The sequence below is a fragment of the Streptomyces sp. NPDC048659 genome, assembly GCF_040650575.1.
Lineage (GTDB): Bacteria > Actinomycetota > Actinomycetes > Streptomycetales > Streptomycetaceae > Streptomyces.
This window is the reverse complement of sequence record NZ_JBEZHM010000081.1, coordinates 1-25962: the sequence shown is the minus strand read 5'-3', so window position 1 is coordinate 25962 and position 25962 is coordinate 1. Positions and strand designations below refer to the sequence as shown.

Genomic DNA, 25962 nt, shown 5'->3' with positions numbered 1-25962 from the left:
CAGGGCGCGTTGCATCAGGCGGCGCAGGAACCCGACGCGGCCCGGGAGGTTGGAGAGCGGCGCGGCGGCGGAGCCCAGCCGGTTGAGGAGGCGGACCTCAAGGCGAACCCGGACGAGCACGTCCACCTCGTCACGAACAACAGCACGGACTTCGGCGACGGAACCACCTACCCGTACCCGATGAACGAGGACGTGCGCGGTCTCGAAGGCCGTCTCACCCTGCTGAAGGACTTCGACCAGGTCATCTCCCAGTTCAGCAAGGAGGTCTCCGGGAAGGACGCGAAGGCCGCTGCGGACGAGCTGCTGCGGTCGCTGCCGGTCCGGGGACGAGTGGCCCAGACTGCGATGGACTTCAGCTCGCCTGCCGGGTTCCTGGGCCTGGGTTCAAGTGACGCGACGGTGGGGTGGAGCGAGTGGCTCGTCCAGCCCGAGGTCGAGCTGCTCAGCGTCGCGGAGGTGACAGGGCACGAGATCGAGGGCGACGTCTGGTACACGGCGAACGCGACGTGGCTGCTGTACGGGCTCGCGGGAGATGGAACCGGGGCCGTTGCCGGGTATGTCGCCTGCGTATGGGAGATGAAGGTCCTGTTCTCCACAAACGACGGAGACGAGACGCCCACCGTCCTCTGGCAGAGCAAACCGTCGGCCCCCGACGCGTCGGACACAACGATCATGGAGGTGTTGAAGCGCCTCAAGGAGCGGGTGGCCGGCCTGTCCCGGAGAGCCGTCAGGCCGTTGCAGAGCGCGGGCCAGGCAGATCGCCTGCTGCAGCAGCATCTGTCGGAAACTCTCGCAAAACTCGACGCTGTCGGTGAACCGGCACGGCGGCTTGCCGAACAGTTCGCCGCTTCCCAGTCAGCCTCGGAGAGCATCCGCAAGCTGGTCGCCGCGAGCCAGGTCGACCGCCTTGCTCCGATCAGGAGGCTTCTTGATCAGCAGGCTTCCCGCCAGGCCGACATCCTCAGCTGCTCCATGCACAATCTCGCCCGGCAATTTGCCGCGAACCAGCCGAAACTAGACATCGCTGCATGGACTCCGACTCCGAACCTCGCCGACATGATCGCGGCTTCCCTGATTGCCAGCACCAGGGATGCGACTGCCATCGACGAAGACGAACAGAAAGAAGGCGAGCAACTGTCCCTGTCGGACATCGATGAGGGCGAAGACGGGGCCTCTCCCGACGACTCCGCCGACGCGCCCGAGAACTGAAGGACCGGTCGGCCGAGCGGCGGAGGCGGTGGTCGAAGCCAGCCTCAGTCACCCACGGCTGACCTGAATGCGGTTCTCATGGAAGTGCTCCCAGTCCATGACCAGGCGGAAGCGGCGGTGGGCCTCCAGACGCTCCGCGTCGGCCGGCTCCTCGCCGCGCTGGACACAGGCGTCGCCGGATTTCACGAGTTCCGCGAGAGCGAGCCGGACGTCGTCGACGTCCTGGCCCGTAGCTGCCGCCAGCCGGTCCAGGGAGGTGAGGGTCTGTGCCGGTTCACCCAGATCGTCGACCAGGTGGCCGACGAGGGTGTCGAGGAGCGGTCCGGTGCGCATCGTCCAGCGGATCCCGTCGAGGCGCTTGGTGAGTTCGGGGTCCAGGGGCAGCAGGTCGCCGGGCAGCGGCAGCGCGGCGGGCATGGACCACCGGGTGCCGTCCGGCGTCTCTTCGCGGCGGGCCAGGCCCCACGTCAGGTAGAGCTCGGACAGATCCCGCACGGTGGTGGGCACCGGGAAGCCGACGGCCGTCAGCATGGCGCTGAACTGCTCCCAGCGGGCTGCTTCGCATGCCTCGCGGCCCTCCGGCGCGGCCTCGTAGTCCCATTCCTCATCCGGCCAGGAGAAGGTGAGCGCGCCGTCGAGGTCGCCGCCGATCATGTCCCAGTGCCCGTCGAAGAGCTCGTGCACCAGGTCGTCCAGTGAGCCGGTGAAACCGGGCTGGCATGCCGTCCCGATCAGCATGGTCAGCGGGAAGCCCTGACGGGGCAGGACGTGCTCCCAGCCCGACACCCACCAGTCGTTGTGCATCGCCAGGTCCCGGCGCGGCCCGGGCACAGACGCCTTCTCAGTCATCCGCAGCTCTTCCTCGAAAACACCTCGGTGCTCGCAGCGTACGCAGCGAGACGCAGCAGGTTCTCACGGATGTCCCGCGGGCGATGTCCTGTCGGGTCCAGTGCTCACGGGGTTCGCCTGGCTGGCGGTGGTGAGGCGGGCGAGGACGGAGGCGCGGCCCTTCGGAGTCGCCTGGACGGTGTCCCAGTCGATGGCGGGGTGGGCCAGGAGGGCGTCGAGGTAGTCAAGACGGTAGAGCGGGACCGACGGCGCCGCCCGGCGGGGCTGGTGACCGCTGCGGACGTGGAAGGCCGTGAGCAGCCAGCGGGCGCGGGTGAGGTGGGCGAGGTCGCTGTCGCGGATGCCGAGGTGGTGGGCGGCGGTGTGGCGGTCGAGGAGCCGGCCGTCGTGGCGGGCCTTGTCGAGCGCGGCCTGGTCGGTTGTCCGGGGCGGCTCGGTGCGGTCGGCGTCGCCGCCGGTGCCGAGCGCACGGCGCCCGCGAGCCCCCACGGCCTCCTCGGCCAGCAGCCGCTGCTCCTCCGGCGACGGAGGCGGCGGGCTCCAGCTCGCGGACGCCAGCCGCGCGAAGCGGGCGAGCACTCGGGGGCTACGCGGGGCGTTCGACGTTGAACTCAACGCGCGCGCCGACGCGGCGCACGGTCCCGTCGGTGAAGTGGACCACCACAGTTAGCTATCGGGGCGGTCGCCGTCGAGGTCCGCGCGACGGTGCGGACGGCGCCGTCGACGGGGCGGACGACGTCGCCGGCGCGGGGCGTCACGGCGACCCGACGGCCGTGCGGCGGGCGCCGACGGAGTCGGCGGCTACTTCACCGCGATTCGGGCGGTCGGGGCCTGACCTGCGAGCACCGAGCGTATGCGCTGTTCCAGTACGCGCGCCCAGTCCTGCGCCGACGGGCTGTCGCCCGATCGGGGCGTGTGGACGAAGACTTCCACCGGGCCGATCTGCATACGGACGTTCGCGAATCGCTCGGTGTCGTAACTAAGGCTGTCGTCGCCGATGCCGGACTCTTTGGGGGAGAAGCACGACCACAGCGCGCGCGCCCGCTTCATGTTGTGCGCCACGAGTGCGACGCGGTCCTGTTGGGTGAGGTCGGCGTCCAGGTTGTCCGAGTCCATCAGGACCTTGAGGGAGATATCGGCGCCGTCGCCCTTGGCCTCGTTCCCGACGGAGAAGCTCACGATGTACTCGGACCCGTTGAGGTCCTTCTCCAGCGCTGTGGCGCCGCACTCGGTCCCGTCCTCGCCCTCCGCAATGGAGTCGGCGGCGTCACGCCAGCCAACGGACGTTTCGCCGGACTTTACCCATCCGGTCGGCAGTTCATCCGCCTTCGGCATCGCCGCGACGAGCCCATCACTCGTCGGAACGCCACCGTCCAGCAGGGGGTCGGCCGGAGCGAACGAGGACTGCGCCGGGGCGGACGGTGAGGCCGCTGTGCCGCCGGAACGCTCCGGCGGCGGCGTCTCCTGACCGCCGGAGCAGGAAGCGGTTCCCGCCAGCACCGAGGCGGATACGCCCACCCCCACCACAGCACGCACGACTCTGCCACGCCTCATGGCCCTACCCCCACACTCTCCGGACGCGCCTCAGTATCAAGCTACTAAAGGGTAGACCTCGGACGCACAAGTCCGTTGGTCACTGGGGAAGTTGAGCATGGCCTGCCAGTTCGGCGGTCTTCGAGGTCACCCGTACGCTCCGCCACCTCCGCGTCCGGTGTCCGACCGGGAACGCCTGGGCGCCAGCATCCTCACCCGCACCGACCTCTTCGGGCCGTGGGCGCCGGCCTCGTCCCGGCAGGTGCTCCGGCGACTTCGTCGGGCGTCTCGCCGGGGGGGAACCGGTCCGGGGATGGACTACTTCGAGCTAGCCGACGGGACGTCGGGCGCGCTGCCGACGATGCACGAGGAGCGGCGGCGTGCGGTGCGGGAGGCCGTCGACGAGGCGCGGCTGACCCGTGAGGCCCTCGGTCTCCCGCCGACTTCGGTCGAGGTACGCATCGCGCGGAAACTGGCGCAGGACGTGCGCGCGAGTGCACAGGAGCATAAAGGTGCTGCTGGGGACCGTCGGCCGCCGCTCGTGCGGCGGCTCCAGCAGGTCGTCGGGCTCGGGCACCTGGTGCGGGCGCTCCTGGACGACTCCGACCTCGACCAGGTCCGCCCGGAGCTACGGGCGGCGATGGAGGCCGCCGAGGCGTTGTGCTCAGGGTTCGGGGAGCCGCTCGACGAGCTGGAGGAGTACCTCGCCGTGCGCGGCGTCACGTATCCGGAGCTGGAGCAGGAGCGGCACCCGCTCGACACGGTGGCGCCGCTGTGGATGGACGCCTACGGCGCGCCGTCGGTGATGGGCGTCTTCAGCCGGCTGGTGCTGGCGCCGCTCCTCGACCCGCCATCTCAGGGCTAGGCCGTGTCTCTTGGACGAGTTGGGTGCGCGGCGGACCTTGCGCTGGGCCGGGACAACCTGACCGTCGAGCGGCTGGCAGCGGGCGAGGAGCCGGCGGTGCACCGCGGGGATGGCGGTGACGCGCAGGGTATAGCCCTGGCCTCGCCGTACCGGCACGCCCTGGTCGAGCACGGTGCGGTCGGCGGGCTCCAGCTCGGTGGTCCGGGGGAAGTCGGCGACCTTGCCCGGCATATCCAGGGTGACCGGTCAGCTCCGGCGCGGGGGCGTCCTCCTCGGTGGCGGTGTGCTCGGGCCGGAGGTCGGCGACGGCGGTGCGGATGGCGCTGCGGATGGCGCTGCGGCTGACGCCGTGATCGCGGGAGAGGGCCGGGGTCCTGGGCGGTGCGGCTACGCATGCGGCCGCCTCCGGTGCCGCAGCCGCTGGCCTGCATCGATGGAGGCGCGACGTCAAGCACTCTCAGGTCTTCACCTGATCGGGTGAATGTGGCTTGGCGGGCCCACAGCGCGGTGGTGATCGTTTAGCTTCGCCGTGCACCGCCGAGAACTGATGACGCTCTCCGCTCCCAGGCGGGGCGCACGCGAGAGTGGCCACGCCATGGGGCGTCTGCGTACAAGCAGTTTCTTCATCTTCCACGACCCGGATGCACCCACCGCGGTGACATTCGACAAGGCGCAGATCGAGGAGATCGAGGCCGCGCACGAGGAAGCCAAGAACAGGCGCATCAAGGAGCTGGTCCGGCGTCAGCTGGGCATCTACATCCCAGAGCTGAGGCCGGCGAAGACTGCCGCTGAGCGACTGCACGGACTGGACCGTCAGACCTTGGTCGCGGTGCTCACCAGGAAGATCGAGAAGAAGAACGAGGAGCAGCACCTCAAGCTGAGGGTCGAGAGGCTCGCCGGGCTGAGCGCCGAGACGCTCGCCACGAGGATCACCGAGGTGACCGCCGAGCGGGTCGCCAAGATGACCGCCACGGGCGCCGGGATGACCGCCGAGAAGGTGACCGAGTCAGTTCTGACTGGTTGGTCCAGGGATCTGCGCTCCGCGCAGCTGTCCGATCTGAGCGCCGAGCAGCTGGCCGAGAAGCTGGCCGAGCTCATCGCCAGCTGGAGTGCCGACCAGCTGGCGAATCTGAGCATCGACCTGAGGAAGGATCTGACGGAGCGGATGGAGAACGATCCGCCGAGCGATCTGACGAAGAAGCAGATCGACGAGCTGCACGCCGAGCTGCGCGCCGGGCTGAGCGCGGAAGAACTGGCTTCTCTCAGCCGTGAAGAGTTGGCCGGGCGGCTGGCCGGCACGACTCGTTCGGAGCTGATCAGGCATTTTATCAACATGAGCAGCGTCCTGAGCGTCGAGCAGATCGCCGAGCAGATCGCCGCCCTGAGTGCCGAGAAGCTGGCCAAGCTGGGCCCTCGCAGGGTCGTCAGGCTCCTCGGCGATCTGGACGACGAGATTCTCTTCAAGCCGGACCCCGCTCTGGCCGGACTGCTCGACCGGGTGAAAGCCGGTCGATGGACCGAGGAGGACGGGGCTGAGGTGGTCAGGCTTCTCGGAATCCTCGATGACCCCGGTGTCACCGAGGAGGATGTGAAGGCGGCGCAGGAGAGGAGTCGGCGGGCGGAGGACACCGAGGCCGGCCAGAAGCTCCTGGAGATCGTCCGGGCGATCCAGGAGATCGGTGATGACGAGGCGGAGTTCGGGAGGTACCGCTCGCGCGTCCTGCTTCCGAACTGGCGTGATACGACCTTCTACTACTTCGGCACGGCGGTCTTCGACATCGTGACCTCCAAGGCCGAGTACCCGAGCAACCATCACGTCCCGAACAACACCCTGGCATCGACGGTCCGGTTCAAGGAGGACGAGTACTTCGGCATCGGCGATCCCAGGTACGGCCAGGCCGCGCCGGACGACCCGGACAAGGAGACGGACCAGCAGCGCCGGAACCGGGAGCAGAACTGGCGGACGCGGCCGGCGGTGTGGATGAAGGTCGCGGACGGGGCGTGGGCCAAGGACGGCAACTGGGGCGGCTTCCTGCAGATCACCTGCGTCACCGCCAAGGGCCAGTGGGTCTCCTCCAAGAACGGGTGGATGGCCGGCTTCTCGCGCAAGGCCGACGTCGGCGTGTCGTTCTACGACATGGGCCACTACTACGAGATCTGGCAGGGCACCCGCGAGGACGGCAAGCCCCTGGTGGTCGAGGATGACGGCCTGCGCTTCGTCAAGGACGCGACCCCCGGCCGCTGGAACATCGTGGACCGCTCCGGGGCCTAAGCGACCTCCTCCTGACAGGCCCCGCCCGCACGGACGCCGGGGCCCACGGACAGGCCGCCGCGGACCCCGGCCTGTCCGTGGCACAAGCGCCGCTGAACGGCGCCCTCCACGCCGTCGGCTGGCGTCCCGGTGTCCGAACGTCAGCCCGGCCGGCTGCGGGGGGTGCTACTGCGTGCCGCTGTGGGGCGTGCATCAGCTGGGACGCTTTGGCCGACGCAACCTCGTGACCGCTCCGGCCGAACTCCCTCGACGCGATCCCGCACTCGCGCCGGTATCAGCCCATCCGCGTCGCCGACGGGTCCGGCCCCGGGGCACCGCCCTCACGGTCTCCCGGGTCGCCCGCGGAGCCAGATCAGCACAGCGGCGAGATGGAGCGCGGCCTGGTAGGCGAGGGCGAGCTTGTCGGTCCGCATCGCCAGACCGCGCCACTGCTTCAAGCGCGCGATGCACCGCTCGACCGCGTTGCGTTCCCGGTAGACCTCGTCGTCGAAGCCGGGAGGCCGGCCGCCGCGGGAGCCGCGCCGCAGCCGGTGGCGGACCTGGTCCACCGGTTGCGGAATGACCGCCCGGATGTGCCGGCCGCGCAGGTGGGAGCGGATGGCGCGAGCCGAGTAGGCCCGGTCGGCGATGACGGTGTCGGGCCTGGTGCGGGGCCGTCCACCGTCAGGACGCGGAACCCGGAGCGCGGCCATGACGGCCGTGAACGCCGGAGCGTCACCTGCCTGCCCGGCAGTCACCACCATCGCGAGCGGCCGGGCCCGGGCATCACTGGCCAGATGGATCTTCGTGCTCAGCCCGCCACGCGAACGCCCGAGCGCGTGGTCGGCGGGCTCGCCACGATGCCTGCCCTCCTCTCCGGGCACCAGCCGCATGCTGGTGGGCTCGGCAGACGGTGGAGTCCACCGAGACAGTCCAGCCGATCCCGCCCTCGGCATCCGCAGTTGCCAGCACAGCAGCGAAGATCCGCCGCCACGTACCGTCCGCCGCCCACCGCAGCAACCGCTTGTGCGCCGTCTGAAAGGGCCCGAACTCCTTCGGCAGATCCCGCCAGGGCGCACCCGTCCGGTACTTCCAGGCGATGGCCTCAAGGGTTCGGCGGTGATCGGCCCACCGGCGACCCCGGACCGGATCGGCCGGCATCAACGGCTCGATCCGGTCCCACATCGCATCGCTGATCATCAATCGCACAGACATGTCCGATCAACGGTTCAGCACACCAAGGAGACACGCTCTAGGGCTGGTCGAATCCGCCGTCGAAGCCGCGCAGGAGCGGGGTGAGCTCGGCGGCGGCGCCGCACAGCGAGCACAGCCGGACGGCGGGCCGCTCGGCCAGGTCCAGGGCGTGCTCCAGGGAGAGCGTGGCGACGCCCTGGGGCGCCTCGGTGCAGTCGGGGGCGTGAATGGTGCCCTGGCCGCGCGTACCGCCGCGCATGACCCAGCCGGACGGGCGCCGCTCCCCCAGCGCCGCCTCGATCAGCGACGGCTCGGGAAGGCGGACCGCCGGGACGGCGGAGTAGTCGGTGCCTGGAATCCGGCGGATGTGGGCGGGGGCGTCGAGCCACACCCGGCACGCGGACACACTGCACCTGTTGTGCCCGAACTGTGAGGTGAACAACCCCCTCCGCCTGCGGCGCGGCGGGCGGACCGCGAGCTCCCGCGCGCGCCTCAGGTGGCGGGGTCGCTGGGGGGCAGGACGGGGTGGTCGGCCCCAGGGCGTCCAGACGAGACGGCCGACGGGGGGCCGGGTGCGGGCAGCGGGCGCCGCCCGGTCAGGCAGCCGCCCTGCGCAGCTCCTGGCCGTCGCCCAGGACCACCGTCACCGGAACCGGTACGGCGTCGAGGCCGGGGGCCGGGTCAGGGTCGGGCTGCTCGGGCACGGATCCACCGTACGACGCCGCCCGCCGCCGGAACGGGCCGGGCGGCGGGCAGGCGGGGCGGGTCAGGTGGTCGCGTCCGCCGCCGACTCCACGGTCCGCGCCGCCGATCCCAGCAGCGCGGACGCCTCACCGAGGCGGAAAGCGACATCAGGAGTGATCCCGTCGAGCACGCCGACGGCGCTGCGCACGCGCTGCTGGAGCGCCTCGACATCGGCGGCGAGGGCGCGCAGGTGGCTGGCGGAGGTATCGGTCACGGCTCTCCTCAAGGGTGCGGCGGGGCAGGGGCAGGCTATGGCCCCGGAGGCCCGCCCCGGGCGCCGTCGACGGGAACAGGACACCCACGAGGGACCGGAGCCGGGGCCGACGCGGGGCCGAGGACGTCCCGGGCGCCCAGGTGCGGGGGCGGGACGCGGCTGACGGCGGGGGCGGGGCCGCAGGGGTGCCGGGGCAGGCGGGGTGGTCGCTGAGACGGCCGACCGCCTCGGCGACCGCGACACTGCGGTGACGGCCTCCCCGGCGCGCGACCGTGAGCCGGTGCACGGGGGTCTCGTCCGCGAGAGCCCCGTGGCGTGTCCGGCGCTCGGTCAGCTCTGGGTGTTGTCCGGGCCAGTGGGCCCTGAGCTGCGATCTGTGGACAACTTTCCGGCCCGAAATTCCGCAGGCGCCCCGGCTGTGAGCCGCGGTCGGTACAACGGTGGGGAGAGATCAACCTGGGAGGGCTGCATGACCGATCACGACGACGAGCCCGAGTTCACGGCCGCGGTGGAGCGCGCGAGGCGGTACGAGGCGATGGCCGTCCGGTACGTCAAGAAGGCGTTGTCGGGTGAGGCGGGCGCGGCTCAGGTGGCGCAGACGCTCGCGTCGCTGGCGGCCGCTGCCCGGATGGAGCGCCTGGACTGGCGTATGCGGGTGCTGGGCGACCAGCTCGAGGACGTGAAGAAGGGGATGGACGGTCTTCGCCGCAAGCTGCCCGAGCGGTGACGTCCATCGAGTTCGACCACATCACCGGCTCCTGACCGCCCCCTGTGGGCAGTACGGGTGACTGTGCTGGTCAACAGGGGTGCGAGGGCCGGACTATGAGGGCTATGAGTACAGACGAGCCTGATGTTCCGCCGACCGGCTCCCAGCCGGGTGACTCCCTCACCGGCTCCGCCTGGCCGGGCATCCTGGTCACGGCCTTGCCTGTCGCCACGGCGGTCACGGTGGCCGGGCAGGTGGCGAAGGCGTACATCGAGCAGCGCGGCGAGACGCAGCGCGCGGTCATCGCTGCCGAGGTCGAACGTGAGCGGATCCGCCAGCCTCAGCTTCCGGCCGGCGACGGCGGCGCCGCCTGACCGCTCCGTATCCTGCGGCCACCGTTACTCGGTGGTGTGCTCAGGGTCCGGCAGTTGGAGCGGGAAGCGGCGCTCCAGGATCTCCGCCCATCGGTGCAGGACCACAAAGCCGGCGGTGTCGGCCTGCGCGTGGACCAGCTCGGTCAGAGCGTCGGCGAACGGCCGGTTGAGGCTGTCCGGCGGCGGGGTTTCGGCAGCCTGCTCCAGCCGCTCGTGCATGGTCGGGAAGAGCTCCTTGGCCCACGCGTCCTGTTCCCTTATGCGCCGGGAAGGCCGGGTGTACGGCCGGGACCATGACGACCCCAACCCGGGCCCGCTGCCGCACCAGACGTACGCCGTGCTCGTCGGCGGCCGCAGCAGCTGCTCGTCACCGTCGTTCATCCGACCAGCCTCCCAGCCACCACCGACAGCGGAAGGCCAGCGGCGACCGGCAGCCCGGCCTCTCCCGCCCTACGGAAGAGGCCGGCGGCCCGCAGGGTGGGCGTCAGGCGCAGGGCAGACGGTCGGAGGCGGGCCAGTCGATGCGCACCCCGCGGCGGATCAGCGCGGTGAAGTTGTCGACCTGGCGGGCGGGCGGCTGGTCCTGGGTGAAGCGGCGCAGCGCCCGGTGCACGCCGTCGCGCAGCTGGCCGTCGGTCAGCGTGGGCGCCTGCTCCTGCAGTTCGGCCAGGAGCTGCCCGGCGCGGTTCGCACGGGACAGCGCGGCGTCGGCGAGCGGTCCTTCGGCGACGCCGTCGCGCACGGACAGGCCGGGCTCGATGAAGCTCATGGTGACGGTCCTCTCCGCCCGGCCACACGGGGTCTCCCGGTTGGAGACGCGGTCGCGGACCGAGCGGGCGGGAACGTAGAGCACCGAGTTCGTTAGCGTCGCGGCCTGGCCGCCGGGGTGTCCGATTTGCTGGGCTCCCACTCGCGGTCACGCCTCCGGTCCCCCGCTGAAAGCAACCCAGAGTCCCCGGGTCTGCGCAGCTATCCGCGGCGCCTGAACAGCCCGCGGGCCCTCGGCACCTCTGCTTCGGCGGCCGCGCCGGCTGCGGCGTCCTCGGCCTGGCGCTGCGCCACCCGCTCGGCCTCCGCACGGGCGATGGACTCCTTCGCGCACGCCCCGCACAGGCCGTCCCACTCCCCCGGCCACGAGGACCGCGTCGTCTCCTGCCAGCGTTCGTCGGAGAACCTCGCCCCGCACCGTGCGCACACCGGCCGCTTCGCCTCCCGCTCTGCGGCCTCCCGCTCCGCCCGCCGGTCTCGGGCCTCCTTCCGCTGCGCGGCATACAGGCGGTCGCCGTCCGGGTTGTCCAGGGCCTCGGGCAGGGTTTGCCACTCCTTGCGCCCGAGCCTGCGCCACACCGCGCCGGCGGCCCCGGCCGGGGCGGCGGTGATCCGCTCCAGCTCGGTGACGACCACGGGCACCGCCTGGTGGTAGTCGACGGCCGTGATGCCCGCGCCGCGGCCCGGGTACGGCTCCCCAGCGAAGTACGCGCGGGCGGTCTGCTCCAGGCGCCGCATCCGGCTATCGCGCTGCGCGGCCGTCTTCCCGGTGAACACGAACGCCACCGGCACGTAGCCCTCCCGGCCGGTGGCCGGGTAGATCCTCGACCACAACCGGAAGTCGTGCACCGCCGCGCCGCCAGCTGCCTGCGCCCTGACCGCGTCGGCCTTCGGCGCCAGGAGCTCGAACCAGTCGGTGTAGCGGCGCAGCTTCGCCGTCAGGTCGTCGACGGGCTCGTGGACGCGGTCGACCTCCAGGAGCATCGCGGGCACCTCGGCGTCCGGGGCACGCATCGTCAGGTCGGCGTACTGGGCGTACCCGTACGGCAGACGGTGGGCGATCTCGGTCTGCCAGGACAGCGGTGTGCCGTACCCGGCCCCGGTGAGCACAGCGGCGGTCGAGGTGACGGCGGCGGCGTGCTCGTCGTAGCCCTCTCCCGGGATGGGCCTGCCCTTGGTGTCGTACTTCTGCTTGCACAGCGCGGAGATCCGTACGTTCTTCGGCAGCAGCAGCTTGGCTTCCTTGTGGCCCTTCTCGGTGAGCACCCACAGCTGGTGTCCCGACTTCAGCCGCGTCTCCACCCGGGTCAGGCCCGACTCCTTCAACGCGTTCAGGGTGTCCCTGGTCATCCGGTCGTGCTGGTCGGTGGGGCGCAGCATCCGCCAGAGCTGATCAGGAGTAGCCCGCTGGAAGATCCCCAGAGCCCTCAGCACTTCCCTGCGTCGCACTCCGGTCGGCTTCCACGCCTGTGTCGAGCTAGGAGGGTTGTCGAACGCGTCACGGCCCCTTGACCGCCGGGGCTGACCTGCGGAAACACGTCTGGCGGGCAAAGTGGCCTTGGAGGGGGCGATGGAGGGGCCCGTGGAGGGGGCCTGCGGGAACTGGCTGCCGTTCTCGGAAGGTCTGCGGTCGCGGGCTGCGTGGTGGTCGTGGGCGGGGTCGGGCGTGAGATCGGCGGGCACGGTGTCCTCGGTTTCCCCCGGCCTGCGGACCGGGTCGGTGAGCATCCGGTTCGTACGCGGAGGTGCGTACGGACCGGGGCCACCGTCGGAAGCACCCCCTTGTCCGCGGTCTAGCTGTCCACCACGTCCGGTGTCCGATTCCTCCTTTCCTAGGCCCTTGTCGTGCGGGTTTGTCCGTGAGCGGCATCACGATCCTCGTCCTGTCCCCCAGCAGGCTGACAGCACCAGCGAAGCTCCGTCTGGACCAGGGGACGTGCTCTAGCGTGAGCGCTCCCGTCACCTGCTTGGCAGAGGAGTTCAAGGTGCCCACGGTCTGGATCGGCCCGCGCAGCTACGCGACGAAGAAGGCTCGGCAGGAAGCGGTGCAGGCGATCCTGGGCCGCTACGGCCTCGGGCAGGTCGTCGACCAGGAGGACGACGACCTGCTGCTGCGTGACCTGCTGGACATGCACCCCGACGCGTCGGGCAAGGTCGGCCCCGGTGTGGAGCACTTCCGGGTCATCGCCACCCCGCGCGGACACCACAAGGGCCCGGAGGCGGTCCTGGTCGACGGCAGCAAGGTCGCCTTCTCGTATCAGAAGTGCCTCGATGCCCCCACCCACCCGCAGCGGGTGAAGGCCGCCATGCGCACCGAGATCCAGCCGCAGGTCAACACCTACTACGAGTCCCGCAAGGCGTCCCAGACGCTCGTATCCGACGAGAGCGGCCAGGAGCTGGCTCCCGTCGACGTCCATGTCTCCTACTTCCAGGGCCCGCGCTTCCACGACATCGCGCTGGACTTCGTCCGCGCCGCCGGCGGCTTCGACGCCATCAACCTGATCGCGGAGACTGAGCGGGGCCTGGCCCTGTTCACCGACCGCGCCCTGGCGGACCGCTGGCACGCCCACCACCAGGAGCACGCCGTCCTCGGGCTGCTGTCGGCCAAGGAGAACCTGCGCCGCCCGCGCATGTAGCGCACCGGACGGATGCGGCCTGAGCCGAACTGGCCGGAGCGGCGCCCGGGGACGGAGATCTCTCCTCCCCGGGCGCTGCCCGTTTTCGGTGGTGATTCGGAGGCAGCAGAGGTCGACAAGAGGGTGGCCCACCGTCGGTGGTGGATCGGATGGCGTCCACTCCCCCGCCTCGATCACGATGCCGCCCACCCCCACCTGATGCCGTGGATCGAGTGGAGTCCACTCCGTCCGGCCACCGGGTGCGGTGGAGTCCACCGAGTGGAGTCCACTCCCGGTGCGGTGGTGCGGTGCGCCGTGCGTTCCTGGTGGTGCGCACCGGTCCGTACGGTGCGGCCCGGTGCGGTGCGCGGCCCGGTCGCCAAGGAGGCCCAGTCGAAGCCGGGTTCGCATATCACACGCCCCCTTGACCGCGACCTGTCCGGAGTCCCGAATGCGCGTTATGCGGACCCCTTTTATGTGGCAGATCACATGCCGAGGGGGTGGGGGCTGGTGGGAGGGTGCCCGCCGTCTGTCGGTCGGGTGAAGGTGCGCAGGACGGAGTTCACCGGTGCACGCGCACGATTGGCGCGCGCACCACGGTGCGGTGCCCGGTGGTGTGCGATGGCCTCGGTGTGCGCACCGGTACCTCGATGTCCCGCACCTCCCACCGGCCGGGTGCGCCGGAGTGGAGTCCACCCGACGCCCCGGTGGAGCCCCCTTCCACCCGGTGCGCTTCACGGTGGCCTCTACTCCCTCGGGTGGATCCTCGCGGTGGGCTCCACTCTCCGGGCGTCCCGTCGCCCACCGGGTGGGCGACGGGGTCCACCGTGTCCACTCACCAGAAGTAGCGGCGGCGCAGGCGCGCGGTGCGCCACGGGTTCGGCCGGCCGCCGGGGTACTGCCGTGAGCGGCTTCGGACCGGCCGCGGCTTCGACGCCGGGTACAGCGCCGTCCGCAGCCGGCTGGCGTCGGCAAGGTGCTCCAGGCGCTCGCGCTGCTTCGGCGAGAGCTGTACCAGGATCAGATCGGCCACGGGTTCCTCCTCGTTCACGGGGGCGGTCTCCGTACTCTCGCCGCGCCCTGATGTCTGCGCGGCCGGGGCGCCGGGGCGGGCCGGGGGCTGGCACGTCGGCTTCGATGTGCATCCCGTCAGACGGTCACGGCCCGGGACCAGGGCCCTGGCCGTGGCCGGGCTGCCGGTGCTGCTGCTCGTGCTCCTGGCGGCAGCCGTCGGCGTCGGGCGCGGCCGGGGGCGTCGTGTCCTCGTAGGTGCGGCGGCGGGCATCGGCGGCGCAGGTGAAGGCGGCGAGCCGCTCCAGGTTCTTCGGCGTGCGCAGCCACGTCCCCGCGTCGGTCGTGCGGCCCCCGAGGTACTCCTCGGGCATCGCGGCCTGCTGGTGCGCGTGGACGGCGGCGGACCGCTGCGCCGGGGTGAGGGCGGCGTCCCGGCCGGGATGGTCGACGGCGTGCGGCGGGGCTGACGCCGGGCCGCGGTGCTGCTCGCCGGTGTGCGCGGCGGCTGACGTCGCGGCAGGGGCGCCGGCCTGCCCGGCGGGAGCGGCGCGGGCGGCGCGGATCGCGTTGCGTACGGCGAAGCTGGCGACCCGGGCCCGCTCGTAGCGGGACGACTGGCGGGGCGGCTTGCCGCCGGCGCCCGCGATGAACCAGGAGTCGGGCCCGGGGAAGTCGGCGGTGTAGAAGATCTGGTCGGCGGCCGGGGCCCGGCGGCCGGGCTGGGGATCGGTGGTCTGGCGGCCGTGGTCGGCCAAGGCTCGGTCCGCGATGTAGTCGTCCAGGCCGCGCGTGAACTCGCGGCCGCGCAGGGTCTCCAGCAGATGCCGGCGGGCCTCGGCCAGGACGTGGCGACGGGCGAACTTGCCGCGCACGGTGAAGACCACCGCGGCGACGTCGACGGCGGCCAGGACGACATCGACGTGCGGGTCCACCCGGGCCCGGATCGCCGCGCCCGCCGCGCGGCAGCGCTGGAGGAGCCCGTCGACCATCTGCTGGCCGAACTTCAGCAGCGCGGACGCCTTCCACCACACGAGCAGCTGCTCCAGCGGGCGCGGAGTCTTCTTCTCACGGCGGGTCTCCTGCGCCGCCCACCACCCCAGACCATGCCGGGCCTTCTCACCGGGCAGCCCCCCGTGCTTCTGCGCGTACGTGTAGGTCAGGCCCTCCAGGACGTCCTCGATCTGCTGGCGGCGGGTAGCCGACCAGTCGATGAGCTCGGAGTCGACACCGGCTATCTCCATCACCGGGCGCAGGCCCGGCGTCACCTCCCGGGGCACCGTCGCCAACCCGAGCTCCTCGCACACCTCGGTCGTCATCGCGAGGGTGTAGAGCGTCCCGGCGGCCACCACATGGTGGTAGAGGCGGCGGGTGTCCAGCGCGCCCCACACCGGATCACCGCCCGCGTCCGGGCGCTGCACGCGGTTGAGGATCAGGCAGTGCTCGTGCAGGAGCGGGAAACCATCCCGATTCTCAAAGTGCCTCCAGGCCGCGACCACGAGGGCCGGTGTCTTCGCCCGGCCGCGACCGGAGGACCACCGGGTCTCGGCGACTTCGTCCTCGAGCCAGCACAGCGCCCTGTCGACGGCCCGCTCATGCGCCCGCTCGATGACCCAGCGGGTGTGGGCGTCGCCCAGCGCCCACAGCACATGCAAGGACGCCTGCGGACGGAAGGTGAAGTCCAGGGCGAGCAGCGGGGTCTGCTTGCGGGCCTCGATCTCCCCGATCGGCTGCCCGAGGACGGTCGCCCGCCGGGCGGTGGCCGCGTCGGCGCCGCCGTCCAGGAGGTGCCGCTCGATCCGGTCGGCGTCCGGGTGCCGCCCCCGCCCGAAGGCGAGCTCCATCTGCCGCTCGGACACCTCCGCTCCCGCGGTGAGCCCGAGCGCGCCCACGCCGCGCCCCAGCCACCTCCCCGGCGGGAGACCGGCCACCTCCTGGGCGTCCTTGAGGGACAGGCCGACCGGGCGACGGCCGTCCCCGAAGGCAACTCCGCGTACGTAGTAGCGCCAGGAATTACGCCTCTGAACCTTCGCGACACTCAGCATCCCCACAGAAGACACCGGCTCTGACCTGCAGAAAAGGCCGATTCCGTGAGGCGGGACAGTTCACCGGAGCTTCACCACCGGTCCCGTACGGCGGGCATGTCCCGCGGCGCCGTGCCCGCCCGGCGGAAGCCACCAGGGCCATGAAAATGCTGCGCAGCCACACACCTCGCGCGCCACGAGAACGAACGGTTGACAACTCCTCCGTCGACGAGCGCACTTCTGCGTACCGCTCCCCCACCCGCGACCCGGGACTGCTGCCCCCAGCTGACTCCGGTCGCAGGTCTCGTACGCCCGGAGGCCACGACCCGACCATCGCTCGCGGCCAGCAGCGCAGTCTCAGGAGCCGGAGATGAGCGCGCGCTCGACGCCCGTCCACTCCGTGTACTCCTGCCGGGCGTAGGCGCGAACGGTGCCGGGCTCGTCGTCCCAGATCGAGTGCTCCGGCCGGATCCCGCCGCCCGCGTAGACGCTGGCGGTCACCACGTCGAAGTCGCACAGCGCCTTCGCGGCCACGTCGGCACGGTCCAGCTCCCGCTCCGCCTCGGTGAGGCTGGAGCCTCCGCCCAGGTACTCCAGCTCGGCGGTGTAGGCGCGGCGGTCGGCGAGTGCCGCCCGGCGCAGCAGGAGCAGACGTCGGGCAATGGGGTCCGGGCGCCTGCCGGCCTTCTTCGCCGCGTCCAGGCCGGCTTCCAGGGCGGCGAGTGCCTCGTCCTCTTCCCGCTCGGGTGGTGCGAGGCGGTAGGCGGTGTAGTAGGTCGGCGCCGGGGACGGGGAGGTGTCGTAGAGCCCCCAGGTCCTCCTGCACCGGCGGCACCGCAGGAACCGCCGCCCCTCCGCTGCGGCCACGGTCACGTCGGTCCGCCGGTCCGCCGGTCCGGACACAGTCGGCACACGATCGACGGCCGCGACAACTTCCAGTCCATCTACCCTCCCTGGCCACCCTGGACGCCGCCGTTCCGGCGCCCGATCCCCCGTGCTCTGCCCAGCTCGCGAGGCCGGCAGTCCGCCATCACCCCAACGAGCACCCCCACATGCGGCTTTGTACTCCCGTGCACTCCCGTGAACCCGGAACGCCCGCAGGGTCTCCCGTCTGCAGGACGGACCAGTCGTGTCCAGCCCACACCTGCCGACCGCTCCCCCACCCAGTGGCCGGGCCACCGCGCACCGCACCACGTCACCCGCTCCCCGCCCCCAGCACCGCCGGGGGCTTCTTCGTGCTGCCCGAAGGACACCATCGTGCCCACCTTCGAGACCTGTCCCCGCTTCACCGCCGACCTCCAGCACCTCACCCCCGCCCAGCACCGGCGCTTCCGCCGCGTGGTGCTGGACGCCTTCGTGCCGGACCTGCGCACCGGCCGCCTCCGCCCCGGCTTACGGATCAAGGGCGTGCGCCGCGCTCCGGGTGTTTACGAGCTCACCTGGGCGCCGGACGGGCGTGCGACGTGGTCGTACGGCGGAGAGAAGGTCGCCGGACTCCCCCATGTCATCTGGCGACGCATCGGCACCCATGACATCCTCACCGGGCCCTGACCGCCGGTGCGACGATCGAGCCGTATCGGTAAACGATGATGATGAGAAGTCAGCAACACGGAGCGGTCGAATTCGTTGGGCGGAATATGAAGCACTCCAGCTCTACCTCCCTGGACCTGCTGGCCGAGAGCGCCGTGATCGCGGTGTGCACGCTCGCCGACGCCGCAGGCCCCGGCCGGTGGAGCGCCGGAGCCGTCGAGGACGCGGCCAGTGCGCTGGAGGTGCTCGCCGGTGCGCTGTCCGAGATCAGCCCGGAGGCCGCCGAGCTGCTGGACGTCGTCCCGGCCGCCGTCGCTGCACTCCGCGAGCGCGTCGAACACGCCGTGGCCCAAGCCGCACCTGCCGGGCCGTCCGCCCGATGGGCCGCCACTTCGGCCGACCCGGCGGTGCTGAGCACGGGACTGCGACGGGCGCTCGCCTCGCACAGCCTCACCGGGCACCGAGTCCACCAACTTGGCCCAGCCCTGCTGACCGTCACCCTGGATCCGGCGCACGCCCAGGCCCTCGCCGTACTCCTCGCCGCCCGTCGAAGCCTTCCCCGTCAGCCACCCTCCGCCGAGGACGGACTCCACTGGGGTGCCGGGCCGGCTGAGACGGCCGCGGCCGCGCTGTCTGTGGCGCTGGGTGCCTACGGGCCCGGGACGTACGCGCGCGTCTTGGCCTCCGGGCAGGTCACCGCCGGCCTGTCCCCCACGGCGGCCCGGCAGGTGACCGACGCGCTGAACACCCGCCCAGCGCCCTCGTCTGCCTCATCGTCACGGCCGCAGCGCCGAGGGCTTGGGGACAGGTGGAAGGGCATCGACGCGGGGCACTGACAAGGAGGGCGGCGTCTACGGGGCCCGGGGTCTGGGGCGATGATGGGGGGATGAGCTTGAGTCGTCCGATGCTGAATCAGCGCGAAGCCGCAGAGGCGTGTGGCACCAGCCGTTCCACGATCCGCCGACGCCGTGAGGCCGGGTTGTTGCCCGGCTCGGTGGAGGATCCGGAGCGGGGCTGGCTGATCCCGGTCGAGGCGCTTCTCGGCGCCGGTTTCACCCTCAACGCCCCTGCCCCGCCCGACTCCCCGCCCGGTGCCGGGTCGGCCCCTGCGGCGGGCGCCGCGGGCGTACCGGAGGTGGGGGCGGTCGCCGGGCTGAGGGCGGAGCTCGACCGGGTGCGGCATGAGCACGCGCTGGAGCTGGCCGAGGCCCGGTACGGGCGGGCGCTCGCGGAGAACGAGGCTGCTCTTCTGAGGGCGCAGCTCGCTGACCGGGCGGATCACATCGGTGACCTGCAGCGGGCGCTGCAGGCGTTGATGCCGGCTCCGGTGCGGGCTGCGATTCCTCAGCCGCAGTCGCCGTGGAGTTCTCCTCCGGCTGGTGCTCCGGGGCAGCCCGGCATCGGCTGATCCGTTGCCGGGCACCGTCGGGTTCCGTACGGTCTCGGGGCGCCGGGGGGGGGGTCAGCCGGTGTAGCCGTTTGTGATGAGCTCGTTGGCTGCCTGGCGGCGGTCTCCAGCGGAGGTCTTGGAGATGCCCAGGAGGGTGGCTATCTCGTCGATGGAGACGGCATACATGTCCGGCCGGTCTGTCCGCTGGTCGGCTGGTAGCGCGGTGTGGGCGGCGAGGATGAGGCGGGCGACCTTCCGCTCGCCCCGCTCGCGGGCGGTGAGACGGGCTTCGTCCTCGGCCTCGACCGCGGCGAGTTCCGCCTCGGCGGCGGTCCGGCGGGCGGCGACGGTGGCGGCAGCGGCTTCGGCGGTCTCCCGCTCGGCGCGGGCCGTGCGGGCGGCGGCCTCGCTCTGTTCCGCCTGGTGCCGGATCTCTTCCGCCTTCGCCCGCTCGGCTTCCGCGGACTGCCGGGCTGCTTCCGCCTGCGCGATGGCGGCTGCGGCCCGGTCTTCGTCCGCGCGACGCCGTGCGGCCGCGGTGCGGGCTTCGGCTTCTGTCTGGGCGGCGGTCTTCTCCGCTGATTCCTCACGCTCGGCGGCGCGTTCCGCCGCCTGCGCCTGCCGTTCCGCCGATTCCAGGTCGCGTTCCGCCTTTCTCCGGGCGGCTTCCGCTTCGAGGCGGGTCTGGTGTGCGGCGGTCTCCGCCTCTGTGGCGCTCGCTGTCTCGACGAGGCGGGCCTGTGCTTCGGCTGCGGTCGTCTCGGCGGCGATCCGGCTCTGCGCCGTCGTGAGCCCCGCGTGGATCTCCATGCGCCGCACCTTCGCTTCGGCGTCCCGCGACTCGGCCTCCAGGAGCCGCTGTTCCTCCCCGGCGGCCGCCAGGGCGATCCGCTCCTGCTCCGCGGCCGCGCGGGCGTCTGCCGCCTCCTGCTGGAGCCGTGGCAGCGCGAGGGCCTCGTCGACGCTCAGCCCGAAGCGGGCCATGGTGAACGGCAGGAGCATCTCGGCGCCGGCCTTCTTCTTCCAGCCGCGTCCGTACTGGTGCTGGAGCCAGGCCCGGTAGACGGTGCGGTCCTTCTCCATGACCACCATCCGGGTGTACGAGGTGACGTCGTAGAGGCGCATCCGCCGGTACAGGCTCCAGGCCGACCAGGGAGCGAGGAGCCAGCGGTGCAGGGGCACCTTGTCCGACTCCACGGTCAGGGACAGGCGCTGGGAATGGATGATCAGGTGCCGGGCGGCTTCGATGACCGCGACGAACAGCACGGGCAGGATGCCGTGCATCGCCGCGGCCAGCGGGTCCTCCGACGGCGCCTTCTCCCCCGCGTTGATGTTGAAGACGATCGTGGCGACGGTCAGCCCGTGCGCGACCAGACGGAGCAGCGGCTTCGGCATGCGCAGCCACACCAGAACGAGGTCGAGGCCGTACATGGCGATGATCCCGGCATCGATCCCGATGGGGAAGACGTAGGAGTAGCTGCCGAAGCCACGCGCTTGAGCGAGGCTTTGCAGAGCATCGTAGGAGCCCGCGAACCCGATCCCGCCGACGATCCCCGCGCACACGATTGAGGCCCAGATCAGCCACCGCATCACCCCCGGAGACAGCCCTTTTCTGGCCTCCGGTGAGGCCAGATTGACCCCGGCCGCTGGCCCGGCGGCCGGGGCCGTGAGCACCCCGTCCGTGGCCACCCCGGCCACAGGGCGGCCACTTCCCGGAACGCTTCCAGAAAAGGCCGGAACGGTCTCGTAAATCTCCGGAGCGGGATTTCGGGCGGCCGGAACGACCGGGCTGGCCGCCGGAACGGCCTCCAGCCCGGCCGTGTCCGCCGGGGCCATGGCCTCCTGGGTGGCCGGGGCCTGGTCATCCGTCAGCACGTCATGCATCCGGCCATCTTGCACTCCGTTCAGTGCGCGGACGTCACCGGCCCCGAGTTCGTATGGTTGGCCTTCACCGCCGGCGTCAGGACAGCCACGCGCGGAATGCGGGGAACCCTGTCCGGAGCCCGGAGGCTTGTACTGGAGGGCGAGCTCAGGCGCGGGAGTCACTCAAGGCAGCGGCCAGGACTCACATGCGCTCAGGTGCTGCAGGGGTTCTTCACTTCACCAGCTGATGCTGCGCCAGGCTGTTGCAGGTGACGTCTGCGAGGCCAAGGACTGACAGGAGGGGTTCACCCCAAGTGCCCCACCGCTTGAGGTGCGCCGCGTCCAGGAGGTGTATGTCATGGTTGCGGGCGAATTCGGCAGCGGGTTTCGTGAACGTCCCGTTGGTGACGGCGACCACCAAGTCCGCGTTGTGCTCCGGGCGGGCCGTGCCGTTGAGGGTTTGAATATCCGGCGATCCAACCTTGCCCCGACCGCCCTGGCGGTGCTTGCACTGCACCACGATGCGCTGGCCATCGGGTGTTACAGCAATCACGTCGGCGCCCAGATCACGTGCGCCCCCGCCGTCCCGAAGAACCTGATACCCGTCACGCCTGGCGAAGGCGGCTACGGTCTGCTCGAACCCTGATGGCGTCATGCAGTGAATCTCGTCGATGGCCACGCTGGCCTCTGACCTGAGGAAGCGGTCCATCGCTGCTTCCCGGAACGCCAGGTCGTGCATGACATCCCGATGCCGCTCGAGGGAGCTTTGCATGACGCCCTCGGCCTTGGTCAGTTTCGCCTTGAGGGGCCCCAGACGGTTCGCTTCCCAGGAGGCTTCATCTGTCCCTGCTCGATATCGAGCAGGGAGGTCGCTACGTGTCATGCCACTCAGCTTCTGCCAGACGTGACGTGCCTCCTCGCTGGAATAGTCCGCGATGCGGACCACCTCAGACAGGGCCGCGTGGAGATCCCGGCGCGCCTGGCTGTACTTAGCTGTGTACGGGCTATCCGTGGGCGCCACAAGGCGCGCAAGGTGGTCTTGCTCTGCTCGGGCCTCCGCCTTAAGGTCGCAGGCCAGGAGGAACCAGTCGGCCGCAACTCGTCCCTCGGTCCAGTGCAGGTAGGCGGCCAGCAGATCGTCGTCAGTGGCTTCGGATATTCGGCGCCGCAGGTCTTCCTGCATCTGGGTACTGGGGTACTCAGGGAACGGCACGGCGCTTGCCCAGTTGATGTGCATCAGGCCGACCTGCTCACGGTAGACAGAGGCATACCCCACTCGATCCACTGTTGCAGCCCGAAGCGCTGGACCAGCCGAATCTTGGGCTTCACGTCCTGAAGGAGGCGATGGGCGGGGTGGGAGACGTACCTGAGGTTGCTGATCACCAGAACGCCGCTGGCCCCGCGTTCCTCAGCCAGGCGTTGTGCGTCGACGATCCGCTCGATGTCGGTTTTCTGGTCTCGAGCTGGATTGCGGGAGTTAGCGCAGATCACGAGGCCCGTTTCGGTCTCACGGGAAACTTCGAGCACGGCTGGCTTGTTGGAGGTCACGTGGAATCCGGAGCGTTCAAGGGCATCTTGTATGGCCCGGTCAAATTCTTGCTGGTCCATCTTGTCAAGTTGCTCCAGCGTGACGCCTGTTCTGACTGCCGCATTGCGTCTGTGCTGCTCAAGCTTTGCCCAGCCGTGCAGCTCAGCCTTGTCTGCCGATATCAGGTCGCCTAGGCGTTCGTTCGCCAGCTGCAGTTGGTCATTCAGCACGGCCAGGACTGTCCGCAAGCCGGCCTGTTCATCGCCGTAGTCCATGCCCAGGCACTCTCCGAGTTTCTCAGTGACTCGCTCGCACTCTTCCAGCGCCTCAAGTGCCTCGTATCGCTCGGACCAGAGCTTGTCGGCCAGTTCCTGGGCTGCTGTTCGTGTGCCCACGCCTACCTGGTCAAACGTCTCCCAGGACTGCCGGTCTCGCCGCCTCTCGGCCTCCTTGGTTTCCCGATCGAGTCGGCTGTGGAGCTCTCGCCACGCAGCAGTTAGGTCGCCTGCCATCTGCACCTCGTTCACCCACAGCAGCGCCCGCAGCATGTCGTCCCGATCGGCCCGTCCTATGCGCCTGCCGATCGTTCGGCGCAGGAGGGGGCTCTGATAGCGATTCGGGGTGACGCCCGCGTTCCGGTCAATGATCACCGCGTGAGGGTATACAACCCCTCGGACATACACCGACTCACAGCCTCACACTCGTGCATCACCACGTTGTATGGCGCCGACAACGGCTCAGACCTCGCAGGGGGCGCCGAATCAGGCCCTGTATATGGGTAAGGGCCCGACCGCCTGCTGGCGTTCGGGCCCTTACCCCGTTTCCAGTGGAAACGGTCGGTCAGGTGCGGTCGGGGAAGCCGATGCTGGTCATCAGCTTCCTGTAGTCGACGGCCGGCACCGAGTTGGGAAGAAGGATGGGCAGGGGGCAGCAGTCGTCGTACAGCTTCTTGGCATCGGCGGAGTAGCGGATGTAGGGCGTGAGGATGTCGCCGTACAGGGATTCGGCGAGCGCCGTTGCCTTCCTGGCTGATGCTTCGGTGTAGCTGGCGGTCGGGGTGCCGGTGAGGATCAGGTGGTTGACCGTTGGCCGGCCGGGGACCGAGCGCCGGAGGCGGTTCTTCTCCCGGACTCGGTCGAGCTCCTCGAAGAGCGGGACCAGCAGCTTGACGTCCTTCGGATCGGCGCGGACCGACGGGATGACGGAGTCGTCCTCGTCGAGCATGCGGATCACGGAGTAGACCATCTTCCCGTAGCTGGCCGGGAAGTCGAGCCAGAAGACGTCGTCCTCGTCGCCGTCGTAGCTGAGCAGGATCTCGGCGAACCAGTCCTGGCGGTCCGCGTCCTCAGCGATCGCGGTGTCCGCGGTGGACATTTCCTTGCAGCTGGGCACCACGCGCAGGCCCGGGATGTAGGCGAAGGCGTCGTCGTCGTAGCCGTCGCCGATGCGGTAGCGAGCTGGCAGGGCGACCTCATCCAGAGACGCGGTTCCGTGGATGAGGTCGAGGACGGTCTTCCGTCCCTTCATGGCCTCTTCGTCATAGCCGAGGATCGTGGTCGTGGACCGGTTGGCGTCGAAGTCGAAGATGGTGCCCGGGTACCCCCGCAGGGCTGCCTCGGCCGACATGGAGGTGGCGCTGGTGGTCTTGGTGGACCCACCGCACTCAAGGATGAAGGCGTAAATCTTGGGGTGGCGCCGCCCCCTGGGGCGGAAGCGGGGGTCGACGGTACGCGTCATGCGTTCTCTCCTGTGGTGTCCAAGCCCAGTTCCTTCTTCTCCCACGCGGTCTCCGGGGCGTACTGCGCGTGGTCCTGGAGGAGGCGGAGGTAACCGACTTCTCGACTGCCCCATGAGTGTCGGCGGGCGGCTGTACGGAGCTCGGCCGCAGCGAGGGCGCTTGCGAACGCGGCGAGCCGCTGGAGGTCGTCGTCACCCGAGTCCTGGACGGCGTTGAAGTAGGCGCCGGCGTTCGACTCGTCGAGTCCGTGACGTTCGGCTCGGCGGAGCCAGACCAGGGCGCGCTGCTGTGCGGCGGACTGCTGCTGCGGAGCGAGCAGCGCGCCCGTCATGGCCTTGAGGAGAAGGGCGTTATCGGCGGTGGCGCCGACGTCGACGGTCTCCACGAGGAGTTGGCAGGACACGTCTCGGGCTGCGGCTGCGGCACTGCGGTCCTTCTCATACTGGTCGGCAGACGGCTTGGACTGCTCCTTCTTCACCTCCGTCCGGGGCTTGGGAGCAGCGTTTCCAGTGGAAACGGTGCCCGGCTGAGGGATGGCGCCGTTTCCAGTGGAAACGGTGGCGTCCCCATCGGCCGGCTCCGAGTCAGGCGCGGCTTCGTCCTGCCGCTGCCGCGCAAGGATCTGCGCCTGCGCCTCCAGCGGCCGCATGCCGCCCTGGACCAGGGCCACTGCCTTCCGCTGGTCCTCGCCGCTCATCTTCTGAAACTTCTCAGCGGTGCTGACGGCCAGTGTGCCGTCCCGCAGCGCCCCCTGGACTTCCGGCGCCAGCGCGAGGAGTTGCACGCGCTTCCACACGGTGCCCTTGGAGATGGCTCCCTTGGCGGTCTCGCCGACCTTCTGGGCGATCTGCTCGTACGAGAGCCCGCTGCTTCGCAGGGCTTCGTAGTGCTCGGCCTCTTCCAACGGGCTGAGTTGCGCGCGGCGGAGGTTCTCGATGAGGGTGATGAGCCGGGCGTCGGCGACCTTGTCGTCCATCAGGACGCTCGGGATGATCTCCCAGCCCAGGGACTGGACTGCCCGCCAGCGGTGCTCCCCGAAGAGGATCACGTTCGCGGCCGTGATCTTCTCCGCTGTCTCCGGGTACTGCTCGAGCCAGATGTTCGCCGGGATGTGGGCGATGTTCTGGAGGAGGCCAACCGTCTCGATTGTGGCCGCGAGCTCCTCAACGCCCGACATGGCCCGCTTGTTGAACGGGTTGGGGCACAGGTCCTTTGGGTGGAGTTCCACGGTGTCGCCGCTGCGGTCCTTGCCGCCCCGGTAGAACGTCTCTTCCTTGGGCGGAGCTGCGGGGGTCTGCTTGGTGCTCGTGCGCTTGGGCCTCGGAAGGTTGGCAGCCATAGATTCTCCAGGACGACAGAAAGTACAGCCAGAGACTAGTCGTTTCCAGTGGAAACGCTGGCGCTCTCGAACGACTCAAGCAGGGCTGCCGGTGTCCTTCCTGTCCCACGGTTGCCGTTTCCATTGGAAACGGCGTTGCCCTGTCCGGGGGTTGACGGAGGGTCGAGAGGGCCTTCGCGGGGCACCACGAGGTGCGCTGCGTGGACGTCTTCCTCAA

The 25962-nt window shown here is 70.5% G+C and carries 26 protein-coding genes; 9 read left to right on the top strand and 17 right to left on the bottom strand.

Annotation, left to right across the window (positions count from 1 at the left end; genetic code table 11):
• The coding region (locus AB0C99_RS36045; protein ID WP_362484142.1) for a hypothetical protein at positions 1 to 1209 on the top strand (1209 nt) is incomplete at its 5' end.
• Positions 1210 to 1257: 48 nt separating this feature from the next.
• On the opposite strand, the gene AB0C99_RS36040 is transcribed toward AB0C99_RS36045, so the two are convergent.
• The 3 genes from AB0C99_RS36040 to AB0C99_RS36030 form a co-directional block, all read right to left on the bottom strand.
• A complete protein-coding gene (locus AB0C99_RS36040) occupies positions 1258 to 2058 on the bottom strand; it encodes a DUF6042 family protein (protein WP_362484141.1) in 801 nt (266 codons plus the stop codon).
• Positions 2059 to 2121: 63 nt separating this feature from the next.
• Positions 2122 to 2637, bottom strand: a complete 516-nt coding sequence (locus tag AB0C99_RS36035) for a hypothetical protein (protein WP_362484139.1) — start codon at positions 2635 to 2637, stop codon at positions 2122 to 2124.
• A gap of 222 nt (positions 2638 to 2859) precedes the next feature.
• Positions 2860 to 3594: a hypothetical protein gene (locus AB0C99_RS36030; protein ID WP_362484137.1), complete on the bottom strand. Its 735-nt coding sequence runs from the start codon at positions 3592 to 3594 to the stop codon at positions 2860 to 2862.
• A 310-nt stretch (positions 3595 to 3904) separates the two neighbouring features.
• Between AB0C99_RS36030 and AB0C99_RS36025 the strand changes: the two genes are divergently transcribed.
• Together AB0C99_RS36025 and AB0C99_RS36020 are read left to right on the top strand one after the other, a co-directional pair.
• Complete coding sequence (locus AB0C99_RS36025) at positions 3905 to 4456, top strand: hypothetical protein (RefSeq protein WP_362484135.1); 552 nt, start codon at positions 3905 to 3907, stop codon at positions 4454 to 4456.
• Positions 4457 to 5051: 595 nt separating this feature from the next.
• A complete protein-coding gene (locus AB0C99_RS36020) occupies positions 5052 to 6728 on the top strand; it encodes a hypothetical protein (RefSeq protein ID WP_362484133.1) in 1677 nt (558 codons plus the stop codon).
• Positions 6729 to 7048: 320 nt separating this feature from the next.
• On the opposite strand, the gene AB0C99_RS36015 is transcribed toward AB0C99_RS36020, so the two are convergent.
• From AB0C99_RS36015 to AB0C99_RS36005, 3 genes are all read right to left on the bottom strand, one after another.
• Positions 7049 to 7922, bottom strand: a protein-coding gene (locus AB0C99_RS36015; RefSeq protein WP_362484131.1) for an IS5 family transposase whose coding sequence is annotated in 2 segments (ribosomal slippage) — positions 7049 to 7562 and positions 7561 to 7922 — 876 coding nt in all. Because the reading frame shifts where the segments join, the coding sequence is not laid out codon by codon here.
• Positions 7923 to 7959: 37 nt separating this feature from the next.
• Positions 7960 to 8307: a DUF6233 domain-containing protein gene (locus AB0C99_RS36010; RefSeq protein ID WP_362484129.1), complete on the bottom strand. Its 348-nt coding sequence runs from the start codon at positions 8305 to 8307 to the stop codon at positions 7960 to 7962.
• A gap of 360 nt (positions 8308 to 8667) precedes the next feature.
• A complete protein-coding gene (locus tag AB0C99_RS36005; RefSeq protein WP_362484127.1) occupies positions 8668 to 8859 on the bottom strand; it encodes a hypothetical protein in 192 nt (63 codons plus the stop codon).
• Between the two features lie 469 nt (positions 8860 to 9328).
• On the opposite strand from AB0C99_RS36005, the gene AB0C99_RS36000 reads away from it, so the two are divergent.
• Both AB0C99_RS36000 and AB0C99_RS35995 read left to right on the top strand, forming a co-directional pair.
• Positions 9329 to 9586: a hypothetical protein gene (locus AB0C99_RS36000; RefSeq protein ID WP_362484126.1), complete on the top strand. Its 258-nt coding sequence runs from the start codon at positions 9329 to 9331 to the stop codon at positions 9584 to 9586.
• Between the two features lie 104 nt (positions 9587 to 9690).
• A complete protein-coding gene (locus AB0C99_RS35995; RefSeq protein ID WP_362484124.1) occupies positions 9691 to 9939 on the top strand; it encodes a hypothetical protein in 249 nt (82 codons plus the stop codon).
• 24 nt (positions 9940 to 9963) lie between these two features.
• On the opposite strand, the gene AB0C99_RS35990 is transcribed toward AB0C99_RS35995, so the two are convergent.
• The 3 genes from AB0C99_RS35990 to AB0C99_RS35980 all read right to left on the bottom strand — a co-directional run bounded on the left by AB0C99_RS35990 (position 9964) and on the right by AB0C99_RS35980 (position 12435).
• On the bottom strand, positions 9964 to 10320 hold the full coding sequence (locus tag AB0C99_RS35990; RefSeq protein WP_362484145.1) for a hypothetical protein: 357 nt from the start codon (positions 10318 to 10320) through the stop codon (positions 9964 to 9966).
• 103 nt (positions 10321 to 10423) lie between these two features.
• Positions 10424 to 10708 (bottom strand): hypothetical protein, encoded by a 285-nt coding sequence (locus AB0C99_RS35985; protein WP_362484143.1) that lies wholly within the window; start codon positions 10706 to 10708, stop codon positions 10424 to 10426.
• A gap of 200 nt (positions 10709 to 10908) precedes the next feature.
• Positions 10909 to 12435, bottom strand: coding sequence for a replication-relaxation family protein (locus tag AB0C99_RS35980; RefSeq protein WP_362484122.1), 1527 nt, complete (start codon positions 12433 to 12435; stop codon positions 10909 to 10911).
• A gap of 239 nt (positions 12436 to 12674) precedes the next feature.
• Here AB0C99_RS35980 and AB0C99_RS35975 point away from each other — a divergent pair, with 239 nt between their 5' ends.
• Positions 12675 to 13343, top strand: coding sequence for a DUF3223 domain-containing protein (locus AB0C99_RS35975; protein ID WP_362484121.1), 669 nt, complete (start codon positions 12675 to 12677; stop codon positions 13341 to 13343).
• A gap of 814 nt (positions 13344 to 14157) precedes the next feature.
• Here AB0C99_RS35975 and AB0C99_RS35970 read toward each other — a convergent pair.
• The 3 genes from AB0C99_RS35970 to AB0C99_RS35960 all read right to left on the bottom strand — a co-directional run bounded on the left by AB0C99_RS35970 (position 14158) and on the right by AB0C99_RS35960 (position 17224).
• Complete coding sequence (locus tag AB0C99_RS35970) at positions 14158 to 14355, bottom strand: hypothetical protein (RefSeq protein ID WP_362484119.1); 198 nt, start codon at positions 14353 to 14355, stop codon at positions 14158 to 14160.
• A 124-nt stretch (positions 14356 to 14479) separates the two neighbouring features.
• On the bottom strand, positions 14480 to 16378 hold the full coding sequence (gene mobF, locus AB0C99_RS35965) for a MobF family relaxase (protein WP_362484117.1): 1899 nt from the start codon (positions 16376 to 16378) through the stop codon (positions 14480 to 14482).
• Positions 16379 to 16714: 336 nt separating this feature from the next.
• Positions 16715 to 17224: a hypothetical protein gene (locus tag AB0C99_RS35960; RefSeq protein WP_362484115.1), complete on the bottom strand. Its 510-nt coding sequence runs from the start codon at positions 17222 to 17224 to the stop codon at positions 16715 to 16717.
• Between the two features lie 390 nt (positions 17225 to 17614).
• On the opposite strand from AB0C99_RS35960, the gene AB0C99_RS35955 reads away from it, so the two are divergent.
• The 3 genes from AB0C99_RS35955 to AB0C99_RS35945 all read left to right on the top strand — a co-directional run bounded on the left by AB0C99_RS35955 (position 17615) and on the right by AB0C99_RS35945 (position 19295).
• Complete coding sequence (locus AB0C99_RS35955) at positions 17615 to 17908, top strand: hypothetical protein (protein WP_362484113.1); 294 nt, start codon at positions 17615 to 17617, stop codon at positions 17906 to 17908.
• A gap of 86 nt (positions 17909 to 17994) precedes the next feature.
• On the top strand, positions 17995 to 18723 hold the full coding sequence (locus tag AB0C99_RS35950; RefSeq protein ID WP_362484111.1) for a hypothetical protein: 729 nt from the start codon (positions 17995 to 17997) through the stop codon (positions 18721 to 18723).
• Between the two features lie 68 nt (positions 18724 to 18791).
• Positions 18792 to 19295 carry a hypothetical protein gene (locus tag AB0C99_RS35945; protein ID WP_362484109.1) on the top strand — a complete coding sequence of 168 codons (504 nt, stop codon included), beginning with the start codon at positions 18792 to 18794 and terminating at the stop codon, positions 19293 to 19295.
• A gap of 54 nt (positions 19296 to 19349) precedes the next feature.
• Here the strand turns inward: AB0C99_RS35945 and AB0C99_RS35940 are convergent, their stop codons facing one another.
• The 5 genes from AB0C99_RS35940 to AB0C99_RS35920 form a co-directional block, all read right to left on the bottom strand.
• The gene (locus AB0C99_RS35940; protein ID WP_362484108.1) at positions 19350 to 21161 is read right to left on the bottom strand and encodes a DUF2637 domain-containing protein; all 1812 of its coding nucleotides are present in this window, start codon (positions 21159 to 21161) and stop codon (positions 19350 to 19352) included.
• A gap of 211 nt (positions 21162 to 21372) precedes the next feature.
• Positions 21373 to 22377, bottom strand: a complete 1005-nt coding sequence (locus AB0C99_RS35935) for a restriction endonuclease (RefSeq protein WP_362484106.1) — start codon at positions 22375 to 22377, stop codon at positions 21373 to 21375.
• Positions 22377 to 23318: a restriction endonuclease gene (locus tag AB0C99_RS35930; RefSeq protein ID WP_362484105.1), complete on the bottom strand. Its 942-nt coding sequence runs from the start codon at positions 23316 to 23318 to the stop codon at positions 22377 to 22379. Before AB0C99_RS35930 ends, AB0C99_RS35935 begins: the two co-directional genes overlap by 1 nt.
• A gap of 190 nt (positions 23319 to 23508) precedes the next feature.
• Positions 23509 to 24405 (bottom strand): ParA family protein, encoded by an 897-nt coding sequence (locus AB0C99_RS35925; RefSeq protein WP_362484103.1) that lies wholly within the window; start codon positions 24403 to 24405, stop codon positions 23509 to 23511.
• Positions 24402 to 25745 (bottom strand): ParB/RepB/Spo0J family partition protein, encoded by a 1344-nt coding sequence (locus AB0C99_RS35920; RefSeq protein WP_362484101.1) that lies wholly within the window; start codon positions 25743 to 25745, stop codon positions 24402 to 24404. Before AB0C99_RS35920 ends, AB0C99_RS35925 begins: the two co-directional genes overlap by 4 nt.
• Between the last annotated feature and the right edge of the window lie 217 nt (positions 25746 to 25962).